This is a genomic window from Pseudomonas allii (genome assembly GCF_055380095.1).
The window spans coordinates 2,165,974-2,183,509 of the sequence record NZ_AP039450.1 but is presented as its reverse complement, the minus strand read 5'-3'; the positions used below and the strand labels follow the sequence as shown (position 1 = coordinate 2,183,509).

The following is a 17,536-nucleotide window of genomic DNA, read 5'->3' as shown; positions in this document are numbered from 1 at the left end:
CACTGCTGCCGGCTTGGCACGCACGGTGCAGTAGGCCTGCGTCACTCATTCAGGGAGCAAGGCACATGACGCAGCAAGAACCGGGCAACGATTACCCCCTTAGCGAAGTCCCGATGCATGCGCGCAAAGGCCTGGCGTCGACCGCCATGGTGCTGTTGGGCTTTACGTTTTTTACCGCGACCATGTTTGCCGGCGGCAAGCTGGGGGTGGCGTTCAGTTTCACCGACATGCTCGGCGTCGTGGCCCTGGGTAACCTGCTGTTGGGTATCTACGCCGCAGGCCTGGGTTACATCGCGTTCAAGAGCGGGCTGAACTCGGTGTTGATGGGGCGTTTCTGCTTTGGCGAAATGGGCAGCAAGCTCAGCGATTTGATCCTTGGCTTCACCCAGATCGGCTGGTATGCCTGGGGCACGGCCACCGCCGCGGTCGTGCTGGGCAAGTATTTCGAATTGAGCCAGGGCAGCGTGCTGGCGTTGATGGTGGTGTTTGGCCTGGTGTTCTGTGCCACGGCGTACATTGGTTATCGCGGGCTGGAGATCCTGTCCTACATCGCAGTGCCGGCCATGGGCATCCTGCTGTTTCTGTCGATGTGGGTAGCTACGGTGAAAGTCGGCGGCCTGGATGGGCTGCTGGCGGTGGTGCCCACCGGCGAGTTGGACTTGTCCACGGCCATCACCCTGGTGTTCGGCACCTTTGTCAGCGGCGCGACCCAGGCCACCAACTGGACGCGCTTTTCGCGCTCGGCCAGGGTGGCGGTGCTGGCCAGCCTGATCGGTTTTTTTGTCGGCAATGGCTTGATGGTGCTGATCGGCGCCTACGGCGCCATCGTCTATCAACAACCGGACGTGGTCGAAGTGTTGCTGCTGCAAGGCTTTGCCATGGCGGCGATGGCCATGTTGCTGCTCAATATCTGGAGCACCCAGGACAACACCATCTACAACTTCGCCGTGGCCGGCTGCAACCTGCTGCGCACCCAACGCCGCAAGACCGTAACCCTGGCCGGTGCGGTGATCGGCACCCTGCTGGCGTTGCTGGGTATGTACGACATGCTGGTGCCGTACCTGATTCTGCTCGGCACGGTGATCCCGCCGATTGGCGGGGTAATCATGGCGGACTTCTTCTACCGCTATCGCGGCCACTATCCACGCCTGGCCGATACACGCCTGCCAGCATTCAACTGGCCAGGGCTGCTGGCCTATGCGGTGGGCACGGTGCTGGCGTTCAACTCGCCCTGGGTCGCGCCGTTGGTGGGCATCGTTGCCGCGTCGCTGACCTACATCGCGCTCACCGCCGTGCTACGCGTGCGGGCTCCCTTGGCTGACGTCCAGGCATGAGCCTGACCATCGCCGATGTGCTGGCCCTGCCGGGCCTGGAATCCATGCGCCTGCGCGCCGGCGCGGCAGGCCTGGAGAACGGCGTGCGCTGGCCCTACGTGGCGGAAAACAGCGGGATTGCCGAGTGGGTATTGGGCGGCGAGCTGGTGTTCGTCACCGGGATCAACCACCCGCGCGACGAAGGCAACTTGATGCAACTGCTGGAGGAAGCCTGCGAGCGTCAGGTGGCCGGGTTGGTGATCCTCACGGGGCCGGCGTACATCCAGGCGATTCCCCAACGCTTGCTGGAGGCCGCCGAAGCCGCCGGCATGCCGCTGATCGAACAGCCGTACTTGCTGAAAATGGTGCTGGTGACCCAGGCCATTGGCTCGGCGCTGATCCAGTCCGAGCAGTTGGGTCGCTCGCGGCACGATGTGCTGGAGCGTTTGCTGACCGGCGACTACCAATCGTTGGATTTGCTGCTGCATCGAGGCATGCAATTGGGCCTGTCACTGGCTGGGCATTGGCAGGTGGTGCAACTGCAGTTGGAAGGCAGTGAGTTGCTGTTTGCCCAAGGCAACGCGGCGTCGGTCGAGACGCAACTGGCCCGGCAACATGACGCTATCAACCGGCGCTTGCGTCAGGTGTCGGCGGGGTTGCCAGTACTTGGGCGGGCAGGCCAATGGACGTTGCTGCTGCCGGCCCCGGATGCTGTCGCCGCCTTGGCCAACCGCCAGCTACTGGTCAACTGGCTCAACCCGTTGAACCTGCGCCTGGCGCCGCTCAAACTGTTTATCGGCCTCAGCGCCGCCGCGCACCCACCGGCGCGCCTGGCCCAGGCGCAGGATGAAGCACGCCAGGCACTGGCGGCCGCGCGGCGTTTCAGCGAGCGCGCCGGGCTGTGCGTGTACGACGAATTGGGTGTACTCAAACTGCTCAGTGGCGTACGTGATCGCGCCTTGCTCGATCAATTCCTCAATGAACGCCTCGGCCCCTTGCTGCGCCACGACGCGCAGCATAGCCCCAACCTGATGCCGAGCCTGGAAGCCTGGTTTCACGAGAATGGTAACCTTGTGGCCGCCGCCCAGCGGCTGGGCGTGCACCGCAACACCCTGACACACCGTGTCCAGCGCATCGAAGCCCTGTGCGGGCTGACGCTGGATAATTCATATGATCGCCTGGACATCGGCATTGCGCTGATGATCTGGCGACTGTCTGCCTGATTGTTTTAGCCAAGAGGAACTTGCCCATGCACATCATCAACGCCCGCCTGCGCAACCGTGAAGGCCTGCATGATCTGCACCTGGAACATGGCCGGATCGCCAGTATCACCGCGCAATCGACAGTACCGGCCTTGGGCGCGGGAGACCTGGATGCCGCCGGCAATCTGGTGATCCCGCCCTTCGTCGAACCACATATTCACCTCGACGCCACGCTGACCGCTGGCGAACCGCGCTGGAACATGAGCGGCACCCTGTTCGAAGGCATCGAGTGCTGGGGTGAGCGCAAGGCCACCATCACCCAGGAAGACACCAAGACCCGTGCCAAGAAGACGATACAGGCCCTGGCCGCCCACGGTATCCAGCATGTGCGCACCCACGTTGACGTCACCGACCCGGACCTCACCGCGCTCAAGGCCATGCTGGAAGTGCGCGAGGAAAGCGCGCACCTGATTGACCTGCAGATCGTCGCGTTCCCCCAGGAAGGCATCGAGTCGTACCGCAACGGCCGTGAACTGATGGAAGAGGCCATCCGCCTGGGCGCCGATGTGATCGGCGGCATCCCCCACTTTGAATACACCCGCGACCAGGGCGTGAGTTCGGTGAAGTTCCTGATGGACTTGGCGGAACGCACCGGCTGCCTGGTGGATGTGCACTGCGACGAAACCGACGACCCGCACTCGCGCTTCCTCGAAGTGCTGGCCGAAGAAGCCCGCAGCCGCGACATGGGCGCCCGCGTCACCGCCAGCCACACCACGGCCATGGGCTCCTACGACAATGCCTACTGCGCCAAGCTGTTTCGCCTGTTGGGGCATTCCGGTATCAGCTTCGTCTCCTGCCCCACCGAGAGCATTCACCTGCAAGGTCGCTTCGACAGTTTCCCGAAACGCCGAGGTGTCACTCGCGTCAACGAACTGCTCGAAGCCGGCATGAATGTGTGCTTCGGTCAGGACTCCATCGTCGATCCCTGGTACCCCTTGGGCAACGGCAACATCCTGCGGGTGCTCGAAGCCGGTTTGCACATCTGCCACATGCTTGGCTATCGCAACCTGCAAAGCGCCCTCGACCTGGTCACCGACAACAGCGCCAAGGCGCTGGCCCTGGGTGATCGCTACGGCCTGGAACCGGGACGCCCGGCCAACCTGTTGATCCTCTCGGCGGACAGCGACTACGAGGTCATCCGCAGCCAGGGCCTGCCGCTGTACTCAATCCGTAACGGCAAGGTGTTGATGACGCGCTGGCCAGCCCAGGTGGAGTTTGCGTAGAAGCTCGGTCAGACGATCGAGTCGATATCCAGCGTATGCGCCCTCCCCCTGTCGTTATCCAGAGCGGGAGGGATACGGGCGACCTGCGACAGCTCGCGATTTTCACGGTGGCTGAACCAGCGCTTGAGGCTCGATGCCAAGTGGGCGCCGTGGGCGTGACTGCCATAAACATCACGGGCTTCCAGACGGCGCCAACGCAGAGTTGCAAGGCGTTCGCGACTGGTGTGCAAACGGTCGATTTCGGCGTTCAAGGCTTCGTTGTGCTCATAACCCCGGTCGTTGGCGGCCCTTAGACGGGCCAGCTCCCGGCGCTTGTTGCGCAATTGATGGCGCATGGTCTCGAGTGCGTGGTCGAGCAGTTCGAATTCCCTCGGCGTTACCAAGGGGCCGTTGCTTTCCTGGGTTTGCTGCCAGCGCCGGAGTGTTGCCCAGGCGGCCGGGATGTAGCTGGCGGTCATAAAGTGCTGGTTGGCCTGGAACAGCTGTTTGAGCAGGTTGTCACGCTCAGGCATGTCACCGTGCAATTGCAAAGCCCGGTTGCAACCGGCCTCCTGGATCGACTCGCAGCCGGGTTGCCACAACACCGAAGAATGGGTGCCGTCCGGGAGCGTGATCGGCATGAAATGGTGTTGTTCGCCATGGTGCTCGTAGGGGTTGCCACCGAAACGTACCAGGCCGGCGGCGAACAGCAATCCACCCGGCGCGGGTGCGCTGAACAGCGTGACGGCGCCTGGGACCCAGAGCTTGGCGGTGGTGTTCATCCACGGCGCGGGGACGCTGGGGACGGGGTCGTTGTGATTGACGATGCGGTGGTGGACCAGGGTTGAGGCGCCTGCGGTGAATTCGGAATCGGCAGCGCGGGGGGCGCCGTAGGTGTAGAGGAGGATGTTGTAGTTGCCCTCCGGCGACCGACGCAGGCCTTCTGCCAAGAGCAAGGCAATTGCACCGCCCAGGCTGTGGCCGCAGATGATTATTCGTTGGTTGGTGTGAAATTGTCTGAGGTAGCTGAGTATGAAGTTGCGCATTGCCTGATAGGCTTGATAGAAACCTTCGTGCACCTTGCCAACGCCCTCCAAAAAAACCACTTGATGAGCATTAGCGTCCCGTAACCCGTCAGCAGCGCTGGCCGTTCCGCGCACCGCAATCAGAATCACCTCTTCGTGATGAGTGATGAACGCCTGGGTATCAGTGCCGAATTTTTCGTCGTCGAAAAAATGCAAACGCGCAGGATGTTCTTGTTCTTCTGCCCGCTCAGGATGGTTCTGAGGGTACAACTCAGGATCGAAGGGCAGGATCTCGAATCGTCGGGAGTAAGGGACGTCTTCATAGACGGGATAGAAGCGCTGCTGCTGCTCGGCGTCAACCCGCCATGCCTCGTGGAAACCCGAGAGTTTTTCAGCGAATAGATGGCCGACACTCGGATCGAAAGGAAATCGAACCTCCTCAGTAGGTGCTCGAGCGGGTTCTTGCCCGAAACTGCAGTAGCTCAAGGTTGCCATCAATGCCAATTGATAGAGGTTCAAGGCACAAAAGCTGTCTTCGCTGGAAAACAACGGGCGCAAGGCTCGCAGCGGCCGAACTTCCAGCGCGGTATGGTGGTTGGGAAACAACACGATCCCCACCAGCGTCGATTGGGGCGGCCCAAATCCTAGGTCGGCGAGCATTTTCAATGCGTGTCGTCGAGGTTGATGAGTGCGCTGGGCAATCGGAGGCAAGTGGGCGACATGGCGAACCAGATCACGGACTTCAACCTGATAAAAACGGTCAGCTTTTAACTGGGCGGGGTTGCTTTCAGTGCGCCGACCATCCGAGGCAGAAAATCGGGTTTGCTCAGCACGAATCTGAAGCTCGGTGATTGGAAGTTTATAACTCTGGCGCGACATCAGCCTCTGATACAACCGTTCTGTTCCTAAATACGGATCGTCAAAAACGAGGATTACAGGACCACAGTAAATATTGGCTAACCTGGCAAAGCCCTCTCCATTCAGCCTGCCCTTGTATTGTTGTCCTGCGCTGTCGTGGACCGTGTAAGGCAGTCCACCGTACGCCGCCCCAACGCCGAGTTCATCGACCAGACAAAAACTCACCCAATGCCCCCGCAATGAGCAAGCCGGCTTGTTGTCACTGAAAAAAGCCTGCTTCCGTGCATCCATCTTCATGAGCTTCTCCTTGCTTACTTGCAGGATGGGTAGACATCGCAAATGCGACCGTCCGGCATTTTTATTGGTTTGAAGTCAGTGGTATTGCCGTTGCAAAACGCATCCAGATCTTCAAAATCCTTGCCTCTACAACGCTTCCATCCACCGGGAACAATGATCCAGTTGTTATCAAAATAGGGTTCTTCCTTATCGGTCATCGTCAGCACCATCCTGAGCGTTTTCCCTGGTAGCTGATCTCGTTGCACAGGTCTGGATAACGGGACTGCTGCACCTGATGAACTGCATTTAAGAACCTTGACGATCACGTGCTGTGGCCCCGCAGTGCGGAATAACCACTGACATTGCTTATGTAACTCCTGAACACCCGTTTCTGGCATGCCTCGTACATCTGCGTCCGAGGGGTCGCGTATGGAGAAAGCGGCAAAACTCCCACCCACGTCCGTATCACGTTTGCCCCACTTCGCATAAAACTCAAACTCCAGGCTTCTCAGTACCGAAGGGCAGCCCTCGATTTTTTCACTCAGCGGCAGTTCATAGCTCACCCTGCTCGCCGCAGCGTTGAAATCCGTGAAAAACACTTTCCGCTCCGGTCGCTTACCCCGACGTCGCGGCAACGTACAGGTCTCACCGGTAGCGGGCAGATAATTTGCGGCAGTTTTAAGTTCAAATTCCGCCGGCAAATCCACCTCCAACGTAAATCGATCCACCGGTCGCCCCCCACACCCCGTCAGCCCGACTACCCCCAGCACCATCAACACTCCCCACCTTCGCCTACTCATGCTTTCTCCCCATCAATCGCCACTGTTCCACTACCCGCTCAAAGTGCTGCCCAGGCGCTTCCCCGACCCTCGGCTGCCACTGCAAAACACTGTTCCGAGTCGCCTCCTCCAGTCTTCGCACCACCAGAAACTCCAGCTGCTCCGGCCCCTGCCACTGCCAGGCACGCGCCTGCTCCAGTACCTGTGCCAGCCAGATTCGCGGGTCCTGGAATTCCACCAATGTCGCCAGGTCCTCACTGTGCTCCGTCAACAGGTAACGCAGGATATTGGCGTGCAGGATGGCCGCTGCGTTTGGGTTGGGCGTATCCAGCCAGGGCGTGGGATCCGGCACCGGATACTCGCCGGGAGCCCGGTTGTCAGCCGTGTGCCAGTGGCTTTCGTGCCAATAGCACACGCTGATCAACGGCCCGAGAAATACCGGCCAGCGGTCCTGGCCCAGATGGGCCAGCGCACGCGCCAGGGTACGGTTGTCGTGGAAACGGTACAGCGATTGCGCGCCTTCCTGGCCCACCAGCAGCCTGTCACGCCAGTGTCGGGTCACTGCCGTCAGGTCTTCGCTGGGCAAACTGCCCAGCCAGCCCCAGTTCGTCTCGGGTTGTTGCAAGAGGCCAAGCAAGACGGGTTCGCTCAGTTGGCCCAGCAGCACGATCACCGGGCCTTCTGCCGCCAACTCCGCCACGGCGGTCTGGGCATAGACGCTGCTGTACGCCGGCAAGTCGCGAACCTCCAGCAGCGGCGTGCGCGCGTCGTTCTGCCCTTCAAGGATCAAACACAGGCACCGTCCCCTCTGTTGCTGCTGTTCCATCCACTGGCCTGGCATGCTTGGCATCAAGCGGCCCTCCCTGGCAGTTCACACTGACCTTCGCGGCAGCGCTCGCACACCGGGCAGTAATCCGCCCCCAATTGCCTGGCCAAGTTCATGAGGCTGCCTTGCACCACGGAGATCCTGGGTGTGTCGACCGCTGCCGAGGCATTCGCCGCCAGGGTGACGGGCGGTGCCCCACCCAGGGTAATGGGGCGACTGCTGAAGATGCCGCCGGCCTGGATGACCAGATGCTCGCCACCCGCCTTGAGGCTCAGTTGCGCCCCGGCGTCGATCACCAGGGTGGCACCGGACTTGAGATGAAACTGCTGCCCGGCCTCAAGGATCAGGGTTTGCCCCACATGGGTCCGGCTGTCGTGTTGTACATCGAGGTAGTCGTTCGCCTTGAGCTCGATCTTGCGATCGCCGGTGATATGACGATGTTCTTCGCTTTCCAGATGAGCAGTGCTCAATCCGCGAATGACCTCCCGTCGCTCCCCCGCCACTTCCAACCGACTGTCATGGCCGACCTGCTGCTCCAGGTCCCGTTGCGCACGAAGATAAATGAGTTCCTTGCCACGACGATCCTCCAGGTACAACTCGTTGGCGCCCTCGCCCCCCAGCGTACTGCGGGTGCGCAAGACACTGCGGGTCTTGTGCTGCGGCAACGGGTATGCGGGCCGGTGCGACGCATTGGGCAGACAACCGTTGATCAACGGCTGGTCCGGGTCCCCTTCAAGGAAGGTCACCAGCACTTCCATGCCCACGCGCGGGATCATCGTTGCACCGAACCCGTCACCGGCCCATCCGGACGCAACCCGAACCCAGCAACTGCTTTTATCATCCGCCTTGTCCAGGCGGTCCCAGTGGAAGCGCACCCTCACCCGACCATAGGCGTCACAATGCACGTCTTCCCCCGGCGGCCCGGTCACGGTTGCGGTCTGGCTGCCATTGATGGTCGGCTTGGGATGTTTGAGGGGCGGTCGATGCACCGCTTGCCAAGGCGTCGCGGTGAAGCGATTGCGATACCCCTGGAATACATCAGTGGTGGGCGCTACCTCCTCCAGCACCTGCGGCTGATAACCTTCATGACGCACTGAAGTGATCAGCCACAAGTCATTGCAGGACGTATCGGGGTGATCATGTAGTTCAAGGAAATGCCCACTGCGCAGCGCCGGTTGATCACTGCGGCCCAACGCCCGAAGACGGTCGCGCTGGTGACGCTCCAACCCCCGCCGCGCCAACCGTTTGCCCCGGGCATGACCAGTGAATCCCGCTGGGTAGCGATAGTCCTCGAGAGGTTGCGCCGGAGCCGAGCCGGCGCAGTCGTGCAGTTGCAATGAAGGATGTTCGAAGTCGTGATCGCGGCGCACCGTCTTCTGGGTGCGTGTGGCCAGGCGCACATCAAAACGCTGGACCACCTGCGTAGCGGCTAGCGGCCCGCCAGCAGGGCAATAGCGTTGCTGGGGCAAACGGCGAAACACCGTCTGGTCATCACCGAACACCAGCAGATGAGCATCCGCGCTGTGGCGAAAATGGTAATGAATGCCCTCCTCTTCACACAGTCGCTGGATGAAGTGCAGGTCGCTCTCCGCATACTGCACACAGAACGTGCGTGGCGGATACACCACGGGACCAAGCTCGAATGCGTAGGCGTCCGCCAGGATGCCATGCCGCTCAAGCACCGCCGCGACAATCTGCGGCACGCTGCGTTGCTGGAAGATCCGCTGGTCGCGCCGGTGTGCAAGGTAGGCCAGGCGGGGTGCCAGGGTCAGGTGGTAGAGCGTAATGCGCCGGCCAGGGTCGTCCCGGCCGATTGCGTAAACCTGGCCATGCAGCCCTTCGCCCATTCCGAAATCCAGGTAGGCGGGTTGATGGAGCAACCTCTCAAGGTCAAGGGAAGGATTTTCACTCACCACCTGCACCTGGATGAAAAAGGGCTGGTCAAGGCGCTCGCGGCCGTTGAATGCCAGCACCTGAAAGTCGGTATCCATGCCGGGAATAATCAGTTTGAAACGTGACGAAACAAACGCGTTAACCATCCGTTGTTACCCGCCGTAAATTAATGAGCGCGCAAGAATGCTTTGCCTCGTTAAGTGTGCAAATAAGCTGCCGAGAAAAAGCCCTTGAACGCCTCAAAGCTTAGCGATTACGGGCGAAAATCGGCTGTTTTAAAATAAAAAAGAAGATTCGTACAACGAAGTTGGAAGTGTCTTTTAAAAAATAATTAAACGAGTCAATGTGCCACTTCTTAACAATAAGAAATGCCCTACATTAACCTTCTTAATAACTACTAACTGACAAAGAAACAGCCGACACTGAATCACAGCGTCAGCCGTTAAAAAACCTCAGGCCTGCAGCCGTGCGGTCCCGAACAGACTGACGCCGAGCAGCGCCTCGCCCTGGGTGTGCAAGCGTACCGGCGCAACGCCACCCGGCATCACCACTGCAACTTCGCCGCTCTCGACCCAGCCCGCACGCCAGGCCGCGCAGGCGACGGCGCTGGCACTGGTGCCGGAAGACGCGGTCGGCCCTGCACCGCGCTCGAACACCCGCGCTATGACCTGGTTGCCAGGCTGGCGCGCCGCCCATTGCAAGTTGACCCCCGCCCCACAAGGCTGGCCGCCGCCCGCAGGGGGCGCGAAGGCGATCGCCTTCAAGGGCTCGAACAGCTTTGGCAGCAGCATTCGTGCGTTGTCCGGCAACGCCGATACCTGCTGGACCAGCGTCACACAATGGGGGTTGCCCACCCGCACGAATTGACTGGCGGCCCACTGTGGGCTGATCGCCGCCAGCTCGGTGACATGGCTCAGTTCAGTCCCCTCCAGAAATACCTGACCAACCCCCTGCGCGCCCACCGCCGCAGGCCCAAAGGCAGGTACCCCCAGCTCAAGCCAGAACCCTGCAACATCGTCACGAACGGTGGGTTCCACCCGAGTGGCGACCGGCGATTGCGCATCCGATTTGTCGTGATGGACCCGCAACTCACAAGCCTCGGTCATCAGGCCCTGGTCGGTGAGAGCCTGGGCGAAAATCGTCAAGCCATTACCGCTGCGCTCGGCCAGGGAACCGTCGGTGTTTACGATCAGCAGATCGAACGGCGGCGCGTCCTGGAACGGCCCCACCAGCAGGCCATCAGAACGGTGGGCCTTGCCACCAGCCGGGTGCGGCACCGAGCCCCAACTGCATTCCGAGGCGATTGCCGACGCTGCCCAGGCGTTACGAGCAACCGCGGCATGCTCAGCACTCTCGGGTACATCGATGCCCTTGCGGCGCAATAAAGCCGGGCTGGCCACGCCATAGATATTGCCGCGAGCGTCGTAGAACAGGGTCATGAGGTTATCCACCGAGGCATGCGTGATCGCAAAAAAGAGTTGCTCGATTGTGTGGGATCCCGGCGTTGCACACCACCCGCTTGACGCGTTTTCAGAAGCGGCCTGGAAGGTGGTAATCCGCCGCGAGAACCCTGGGGTTCAACTGCTCTCGCAGGGATTACGCACCTTCCAGACCGCCTCCTACAAACTCGTTACGACCTATGTGGTTGCAACCTGCTCCAGCGTTCCAGCTTGTAAAAATAAAATTCAAGGCAGCCCGAATCCCAGCGGAACCTGGCTCGCACACCAAGGCCTGATATGCAAGGATGTCGCGCCGGACATCGTTCGTTGAACGCAAAACCAAGGATTTTTCATGACTGCCATCCCCACCTCAGCGCCCGTGGTTCCCGGGCGGCTGGAGCAAATGTCGACCCGCATCGCTTTCTTCATTGCCGGCTTCGGCATCGCGGCCTGGGCGCCGCTGGTGCCGTATGCCAAGGCTCGTGCCGGACTGAGTGAAGGCACGCTGGGTCTGTTGCTGCTGTGCCTGGGGGTCGGTTCGATTATCGCCATGCCCGCAGCGGGTGCATTGGCCTCACGTTTCGGCTGCCGACGCGTCCTGAGCGCCGGCACGATCCTGATCTGCCTGGCATTGCCGATGCTGGCGACAGTCAGCTCGATTCCGCTACTGATGGTTGGGTTGTTCCTGTTTGGTGCCGGTCTGGGCACGGTGGATTCCACGGTCAACTTGCAGGCGGTGATCGTTGAACGCGCCAGCGGCAAAACCATGATGTCGGGCTTTCATGGGCTGTTCAGCCTGGGGGGCATCGTCGGTGCGGCGGGTGTCTCGGGTTTGCTCGGGCTGGGCCTGTCGCCGTTGCAGGCGACCCTGGTGGTGATCGTCATCACGCTGGCGGCACTGCTCAAGGCTGCGCCGCACCTGCTGCCCTATGGCAGCGAAAGTTCCGGCCCGGCGTTTGCCGTGCCCCACGGCGTGGTGCTGTTTATCGGTTGCCTGTGCTTTATCGTGTTCCTGGCCGAAGGGGCAGTGCTTGATTGGAGCGCCGTGTTCCTCAGCGCCGAACGTAACCTGGACGAAGCCTATGCAGGGCTGGGCTACGCAGCATTTGCGCTGACCATGACGGTCGGACGATTGACCGGAGATTCCATCGTGCGCCGGCTGGGTGCTACCCGGGTGATTGTGGGCGGCGGTGCGCTTGCGGCCGCCGGCACATTCCTGGCCACCCTGTCCCCCGCCTGGGAAATGGCCTTGCTGGGATACGCATTGATAGGCGCTGGTTGCTCCAATATTGTTCCGGTGCTGTACACAGCCGTCGGTAAACAGACTGTCATGCCAGAACATATTGCCGTACCGGCCATCACTACCCTGGGCTATGCCGGGATATTGGCGGGGCCGGCCGTGATCGGCTTCATCGCCCACGGCAGCAGCCTGGCAACCGCCTTCCTGCTGGTCGGTGTGTTGCTGGCGGTGGTGGCGATCAGTGGGAAAATACTGCGGGTATGAGAGCGAAGCGGCATGGGCTGTTTGAGTATTTCAAACCGCTCATGCTCGCCTGCAGGGCCTATCGCCCTTTTTCTTCCTTGTCGTTTTTCAGCCAACGATCAAGGCTGTAGTTTTTTAACCATCCATCGTCGTTATGGCTGCCGAAAATGTTGTGACCATTGGCTTTGGAACTGTCTAGAGAAGCCATCAACCCCGGCCGTTCCATGAGATTCTTGGCAAGGTATACCTGTTGCTCGCTGTATTTCTTTAAAGGAAACCCAGTACGCGCATCTCGTAAAGGCTCACCGTTCTTATCGGTTTGGTCTGGGTCCTTGCTCATTTCGATGATCGTGTCTTTTTTCACGTATCGATGTTTTTCGAAGAAGAACGTCCGGTCTTCCGACTTGTCGCGTAATTCGTCAAACATACCCCTGAAAATCTGGACGACCTGCGCATCGGTCTTCGCATGGAACGGGTCCGCGCTTTGGGTGTTGGGGTTGGTGTTGCCAACCTGCAAGTCGGCAGCTTTGCCGAGGCTGTCATGCGTGATCTTACCGCCCTTTTCCAAGATAGCTTCGTTCAGCCGAGGACGGTTGAGTATCTCTAGCACCAACATGATGGTGCGCTCCGAGACCTTACTGCTGCTGGGTTCCTCTTTAGCTATCTCAAGCAAGGAAGCCTGGGTCAACTGCCCATCTTTCTTGAACGGGTCCAGTATTGACAGATTGTTCTTCAGGTCCGTCGCCAACAGGTGGTCGTCTGAACTGATAAAGGGGTTGCCGGCCTTCGTCATGCCGCCATACAAATTCTGACCGTCAAAGTGCCTTGAGGCGCCGTTCAAAAAACTGGCGCTGAATGACGGCGCCGCCGGCAGCGACTTGCCCAGCGCACGCGTATCGATAGCATCGCGAGCCTGACCGTTGCCCGTCCGCTGCTCCGCGCCTGCTGAGGGAATATTCAGTGTATTTGACGCTACTGACTGCAGATAGTTATTGACACTACCGACCATGATTAACCTCCACCCTATCTAGATTACGTAACCTGTGCCTTGGTCGACTGATCCTCGAAAACACCTTGAAATCAACGCAGCACAAGCTCTGGTTGAGTGGTTCCGAAAAAACGATGGTTCCGAAGTCTGCCGTCCAAAACGCCGCATATACCCGGATGAATCTTGAGCGTTTGTAACCAGTTCACCTTGTCGAGCCTCCATGCTCTAAAAAATTGTGTCGATGTGAAACTGCAAGGCCTAACGGCGGACCAACTTGTTCCAAAAACTGGAAAACACTGAAATAACCGAACCGGGGGTCGACTCTTCCATGAGGGCTCGAGAGCCTTTGTCAAAATCTTCTGCGGTGGGCGCCTTGAAGCTGAACCTGGGCGAGGATGAGAGATAGGGTCCCAGAGGTTCTCTCGGGTTTTCCGCCTCCTGCGCAGGTGCGGCCAAGGTCGAGATTTTGTACCGAGCATGACGGGATTCAAAAGATGTCGAATTCATGGTCCAGATCCGGTCCGGTAGACGAAGGCTCCATCGGCAGGCAACGACCGGTGGATATCTTCTTGGTGGTACACACTCGCATACAGTTCCTGCAAGACTGGGTTGTATGGGCTGCGCCGAGCGCTCACCAACCTCTGCTGCGCGGTGCGGCAGAGGGCAGCCTCAGGTCTAACGAAGCAATGCGTACAGTTCCTGTCGGGAAATCTTCCCATCGCGCTGCCAACTGTGAACGTTGTCCATAGCCGACATCAGGTTCGAGCGCGCCATGACTTCCCGTGCCAGAAGGGTGAGATGGTCGTTGCGGGGGTTACCGGTCATTGGTTGCATTGCTCGGGCGCGAAGGTCCCCGAGCTTGATCGTGCTACTGAAACACCCTCCTTTTAACGCATTGAAATGGTTGAGCATTTCCTGGACGAGTTGCTTGTCGTCCTTCGATTTCAATGGATTATCTGACTGAACGAAGCTCCTGATGTCGTCCTTGGACAAACGACCGTTCAGGTCACCGGTGCTGCCATTTCGATCGAGCGATTGCAGCAGCCCAGGACGTCGCAGCAGTTCGATCGCCAGCCGAATATTCGCGTCTTTAGTAGGATCACCGGTCAACGGTTGATTGGCCATTTTCTGCACACTCTGTCGCGTGACTGAGCGCGAAGGCCAGCGGCCCCTGAACGCGTCATAGCTGTTCAGGAGCGCCTGGGCCAATTGCTCGTTGCTTTGCTTTGAAAAATGAGGGTCCGGCAACGCTGGGGTCGGACGTGGAGGTGGGCCTGGGTTCGGGCGCACATTCTCGGGGAGTGGGCGCGACGGCGGGCCACCGAATACCGGGCCGCAATGACTGGACTGCGAGGCGAAATGGATCCCTGCCGAGACCAGGGCCCTTGATGCGATGGCAGACCGTTCGCTGCTGCGCTTTTCTTCCCCCGGGGAGGCGTTATCAAGGTTAGGGGCGACGCTGTGATTGTATGGCGATACCGACATTCTTGTTCTCCAGTTCGGTCTATTCAGGCGCCTGACATCACTGTTCCAGCATCCTTGGACTCTACGAGCCGTCAAGGAGACCAGCGCAAGCAGGCCTATCCTGTGTGGCAGAACTGTGGAAGCCGGTTCCGGAGACGGCTGAAAGTTTCCAGAATCCTGGTAGGAGGAACATTTGAAGGCGTGAAAGACAAACCACTCTATCGGTAGGTATTGCCGCTCAACCCGGGCAGGAAGAGCGGCAATGTTTCGATCAGAACCCGACGCTGGCCTGTACAAAGAAGGTTCGCGGCTCGCCAAGGTACAGCCCAGCATTGTTGTCACTGGAACGGGTGTAGTGCTGTTGGTCGAAGACGTTTTTCACACCAACGCCCAGTTTCAGGTTGGACAACTGCTCGCCAAAGTCATAGCCACTGCGCACGTTGACCGAGACGTAGCCTGGAATATCACCGTACTGGCCGTCAGCCGTGCCTTGGGTGATGTAGGTGCTGGTTGTACCTGGCGCACGCTGGCCGGACTGGGCGTATACATCCAGGTTATGGGTCCAGCGATTGACGTCGTAACGCAGGCCCAAGGTGGCGACTTCACGGGAGTACAGCGGCAGGTCACGGCCCTTGAACGGCACGTCACCTTCGGAGGTGGCCTTGGTGTAGGTGAAGCCGGCATTGGCGGTCAGTCCATCCAGGCGCGGGTCCAGGTTCGACAGGTCGTAATGCGCCGAGGCTTCGATACCGGCGTGCTTGGTGGCGCCGAGGTTGGTCCAGCCTACATCGTTGCTGACATATTGCAGCTCATCCGAGAAGTCGATGTAGAAGAACGTCAGCTCACCGCCCCAGACATTGTCGTTGTAGCGTGTGCCGACCTCGTAGGTCTTGGCCTTTTCCGGGTTGAGGCCGTTGGCGGTCTGGTCGCCGGTGCCGCCCTGGCCCAGTTGGAAGTACTGCAGGCTGCCAAACGAAGCCTCGTAGTTGGCGAACAGTTTCCAGGCGTCGGAGACGTGGTACATCACGCTCAACGCCGGCAGCGGTTCGTTGTTGTGGACTTCGCGGCGTTTTTCCTGGGTACGGGTGCCGTTCAACGCGATCACCGGGCGGTCGTGCCATTCGGTGCGAATGTCCTCGAAACGGATCCCCGGAGTCACGGTCCACTTGCCGATATCGATCTTGTTATCGATGTAGAACGCGTTGGCCTCGGTGCCCCCGGTGCGATCCTGATAGACGTGGCCGTCACTCTGTCCGCCCGGCGTCGGTACATTGTTGACCAGATTCAGGCTGGTTGCCTGCTCGTGCATGCCCTCCTTGAGGTAGCGATAGCCCAGGCTGACTTCCTGGGTGCTCGGGCCTACGTCGAACACATGGGAGACGCGTGGCTCTATGCCGAAAGTGTAGTAGGTGCGCGGGTAGGAACCGAGGGTCTTCAGGTCACGGTTGGCGATGTTGCTGCCGCGAAAGCTGTCGGAGTAATAGGTCAGCACCTCGGCCTGGGTACGATCGTCGATCTGGCGGATGTACTTGAACGATACGTCCTTGCGGCGCCCGCTGAAGTTGTCCCAGTCGCGTACCGATTGGTACGGGTTGGCGTCGAACTGCTTCTGCGTCAGGCCGCCGGGCATGTCGGCGCTGGCGTCGTAGTAATGGAAGTTGAGCGAGAAGTCGTCCTGATCGGTCGGCGCCCAGTGGGTCTTGAAGATCACGTCGTCGATATCGTTGGAATTGTTGCTGTTGCGGTAACCGTTGCCATTGACCCCGGAGTACAGCAAGGCGGCGCCGATGCCGTTGTCGGCGGTGCCGCCGATGAAGGCGTTATCGATGTGCTTCCAGCCGCCATGAGCAGAGGTTTGCAGGGTGGTGCCGACTTCACCGGAGAATTTCTCGGGAATGGCGCGGGTCACGAAGTTGATTACGCCACCGACGTTTTGTGGCCCGTAGCGTACGGAACCGGCACCGCGCACCACGTCAATGCTGTCCAGGTTACCGGCGGAAATCGGTGCCATCGACAGTTGGGGTTGACCGTACGGCGCGAACGCTGCTGGTACACCGTCGATCAACACGGTGGAGCGTGGTGACAGGCGCGACGTCAGGCCACGTACGCCGACATTGAGGGAAATATCGCTGCCACCGGTGCCGTTGGACTCTTGCACCTGCACACCCGGCACACGGCGCAGCACATCACCGACGTTCATCGCGCCCTGCTCCACCATGGCTTCGCGGCGGATCACCGTGCGCGCGCCGGGGTGGTTCTGCACCACTTCGGCATTGGCGTCGCCGAGCCAGTCACCCACCACCTTGATATCGGTGGCGCCCAGTTCCAGTGGCGAGCCGGCTTCACCGGTGCCGCTGTTCAACGGGCGCAGGGTCACGGAGCCGGCATCGATCTGGTAGTCCAGGCCGCTGCCTTGCAGCAACTGGCGCAGGGCCTGTTCGGGGGAGAGGTTGCCGTCGACCGCCGGCGCTTGCTTGCCTGCAACCAACTCGGGACTGAAGAACACTTGCAGGGACGTCTGCTGGCCCAGCTGGCTCAGCGCCGCACCGAGGGGCTGGGCCTTGATGTGGATAGCTTCGGCGGCATAGGCGGCAGGCAGCGCGGCACTGACCGCAAGCGCCAGGGCCAGCGGCGCCCAACGGGAGATTTTATTGTTGTTCACGGCAAGTTTTTTCACGTCGAACCTAGTCCTGTGATCGCAAGAGTGTGCGGCTGTTAATGCAAACCA

Annotated in this window: 13 protein-coding genes; 5 read left to right on the top strand and 8 right to left on the bottom strand. The window is 60.0% G+C overall.

The window, feature by feature from the left end; all coding sequences use genetic code 11:
• The first annotated feature begins 65 nt into the window (after positions 1–65).
• The 3 genes from codB to codA are packed head-to-tail and all read left to right on the top strand — an operon-like array spanning position 66 to position 3,798.
• Positions 66–1,334, top strand: coding sequence for a cytosine permease (gene codB, locus ACZ445_RS10015; RefSeq protein ID WP_058426422.1), 1,269 nt, complete (start codon positions 66–68; stop codon positions 1,332–1,334).
• The gene (locus ACZ445_RS10010) at positions 1,331–2,536 is read left to right on the top strand and encodes a PucR family transcriptional regulator (protein ID WP_058426421.1); all 1,206 of its coding nucleotides are present in this window, start codon (positions 1,331–1,333) and stop codon (positions 2,534–2,536) included. The genes codB and ACZ445_RS10010 overlap by 4 nt, the downstream gene beginning before the upstream one ends.
• Positions 2,537–2,562: 26 nt before the next feature.
• The gene (codA, locus tag ACZ445_RS10005) at positions 2,563–3,798 is read left to right on the top strand and encodes a cytosine deaminase (protein ID WP_058426420.1); all 1,236 of its coding nucleotides are present in this window, start codon (positions 2,563–2,565) and stop codon (positions 3,796–3,798) included.
• Between the two features lie 8 nt (positions 3,799–3,806).
• On the opposite strand, the gene ACZ445_RS10000 is transcribed toward codA, so the two are convergent.
• From ACZ445_RS10000 to ACZ445_RS09980, 5 genes are all read right to left on the bottom strand, one after another.
• A complete protein-coding gene (locus tag ACZ445_RS10000) occupies positions 3,807–5,957 on the bottom strand; it encodes a lipase family protein (protein ID WP_058426419.1) in 2,151 nt (716 codons plus the stop codon).
• Between the two features lie 14 nt (positions 5,958–5,971).
• Positions 5,972–6,736 (bottom strand): hypothetical protein, encoded by a 765-nt coding sequence (locus tag ACZ445_RS09995; RefSeq protein ID WP_058426418.1) that lies wholly within the window; start codon positions 6,734–6,736, stop codon positions 5,972–5,974.
• Positions 6,729–7,565, bottom strand: a complete 837-nt coding sequence (locus ACZ445_RS09990) for a DUF4123 domain-containing protein (protein ID WP_058426417.1) — start codon at positions 7,563–7,565, stop codon at positions 6,729–6,731. The genes ACZ445_RS09995 and ACZ445_RS09990 overlap by 8 nt, the downstream gene beginning before the upstream one ends.
• Positions 7,565–9,580, bottom strand: a complete 2,016-nt coding sequence (locus tag ACZ445_RS09985; RefSeq protein WP_058426416.1) for a type VI secretion system Vgr family protein — start codon at positions 9,578–9,580, stop codon at positions 7,565–7,567. The genes ACZ445_RS09990 and ACZ445_RS09985 overlap by 1 nt, the downstream gene beginning before the upstream one ends.
• A gap of 306 nt (positions 9,581–9,886) precedes the next feature.
• The gene (locus tag ACZ445_RS09980; protein ID WP_464708256.1) at positions 9,887–10,873 is read right to left on the bottom strand and encodes a diaminopimelate epimerase; all 987 of its coding nucleotides are present in this window, start codon (positions 10,871–10,873) and stop codon (positions 9,887–9,889) included.
• Here ACZ445_RS09980 and ACZ445_RS09975 point away from each other — a divergent pair.
• Both ACZ445_RS09975 and ACZ445_RS09970 read left to right on the top strand, forming a co-directional pair.
• Positions 10,872–11,204: a hypothetical protein gene (locus ACZ445_RS09975; protein ID WP_147467481.1), complete on the top strand. Its 333-nt coding sequence runs from the start codon at positions 10,872–10,874 to the stop codon at positions 11,202–11,204. The genes ACZ445_RS09980 and ACZ445_RS09975 overlap by 2 nt on opposite strands.
• A 21-nt stretch (positions 11,205–11,225) precedes the next feature.
• The gene (locus tag ACZ445_RS09970; protein WP_058426414.1) at positions 11,226–12,377 is read left to right on the top strand and encodes an MFS transporter; all 1,152 of its coding nucleotides are present in this window, start codon (positions 11,226–11,228) and stop codon (positions 12,375–12,377) included.
• A 58-nt stretch (positions 12,378–12,435) separates the two neighbouring features.
• Here ACZ445_RS09970 and ACZ445_RS09965 read toward each other — a convergent pair whose 3' ends face one another.
• The 3 genes from ACZ445_RS09965 to ACZ445_RS09955 form a co-directional block, all read right to left on the bottom strand.
• Complete coding sequence (locus tag ACZ445_RS09965) at positions 12,436–13,365, bottom strand: hypothetical protein (RefSeq protein ID WP_058426413.1); 930 nt, start codon at positions 13,363–13,365, stop codon at positions 12,436–12,438.
• A 654-nt stretch (positions 13,366–14,019) separates the two neighbouring features.
• Positions 14,020–14,829, bottom strand: coding sequence for a hypothetical protein (locus tag ACZ445_RS09960; RefSeq protein ID WP_235594991.1), 810 nt, complete (start codon positions 14,827–14,829; stop codon positions 14,020–14,022).
• A gap of 250 nt (positions 14,830–15,079) precedes the next feature.
• Entirely contained in the window at positions 15,080–17,485 is a 2,406-nt protein-coding gene (locus ACZ445_RS09955; protein WP_058426411.1) for a TonB-dependent siderophore receptor, read from the bottom strand.
• Positions 17,486–17,536: the final 51 nt, after the last annotated feature.

Coding starts and splice junctions, on each gene's coding strand:
- codB (WP_058426422.1), top strand. CDS start 66: ATGACGCAGCAAGAACCGGGCAACGATTACCCCCTTAGCGAAGTCCCG.
- ACZ445_RS10010 (WP_058426421.1), top strand. CDS start 1,331: ATGAGCCTGACCATCGCCGATGTGCTGGCCCTGCCGGGCCTGGAATCC.
- codA (WP_058426420.1), top strand. CDS start 2,563: ATGCACATCATCAACGCCCGCCTGCGCAACCGTGAAGGCCTGCATGAT.
- ACZ445_RS10000 (WP_058426419.1), bottom strand. CDS start 5,957: ATGAAGATGGATGCACGGAAGCAGGCTTTTTTCAGTGACAACAAGCCG.
- ACZ445_RS09995 (WP_058426418.1), bottom strand. CDS start 6,736: ATGAGTAGGCGAAGGTGGGGAGTGTTGATGGTGCTGGGGGTAGTCGGG.
- ACZ445_RS09990 (WP_058426417.1), bottom strand. CDS start 7,565: ATGCCAAGCATGCCAGGCCAGTGGATGGAACAGCAGCAACAGAGGGGA.
- ACZ445_RS09985 (WP_058426416.1), bottom strand. CDS start 9,580: ATGGTTAACGCGTTTGTTTCGTCACGTTTCAAACTGATTATTCCCGGC.
- ACZ445_RS09975 (WP_147467481.1), top strand. CDS start 10,872: ATGAGGTTATCCACCGAGGCATGCGTGATCGCAAAAAAGAGTTGCTCG.
- ACZ445_RS09980 (WP_464708256.1), bottom strand. CDS start 10,873: ATGACCCTGTTCTACGACGCTCGCGGCAATATCTATGGCGTGGCCAGC.
- ACZ445_RS09970 (WP_058426414.1), top strand. CDS start 11,226: ATGACTGCCATCCCCACCTCAGCGCCCGTGGTTCCCGGGCGGCTGGAG.
- ACZ445_RS09965 (WP_058426413.1), bottom strand. CDS start 13,365: ATGGTCGGTAGTGTCAATAACTATCTGCAGTCAGTAGCGTCAAATACA.
- ACZ445_RS09960 (WP_235594991.1), bottom strand. CDS start 14,829: ATGTCGGTATCGCCATACAATCACAGCGTCGCCCCTAACCTTGATAAC.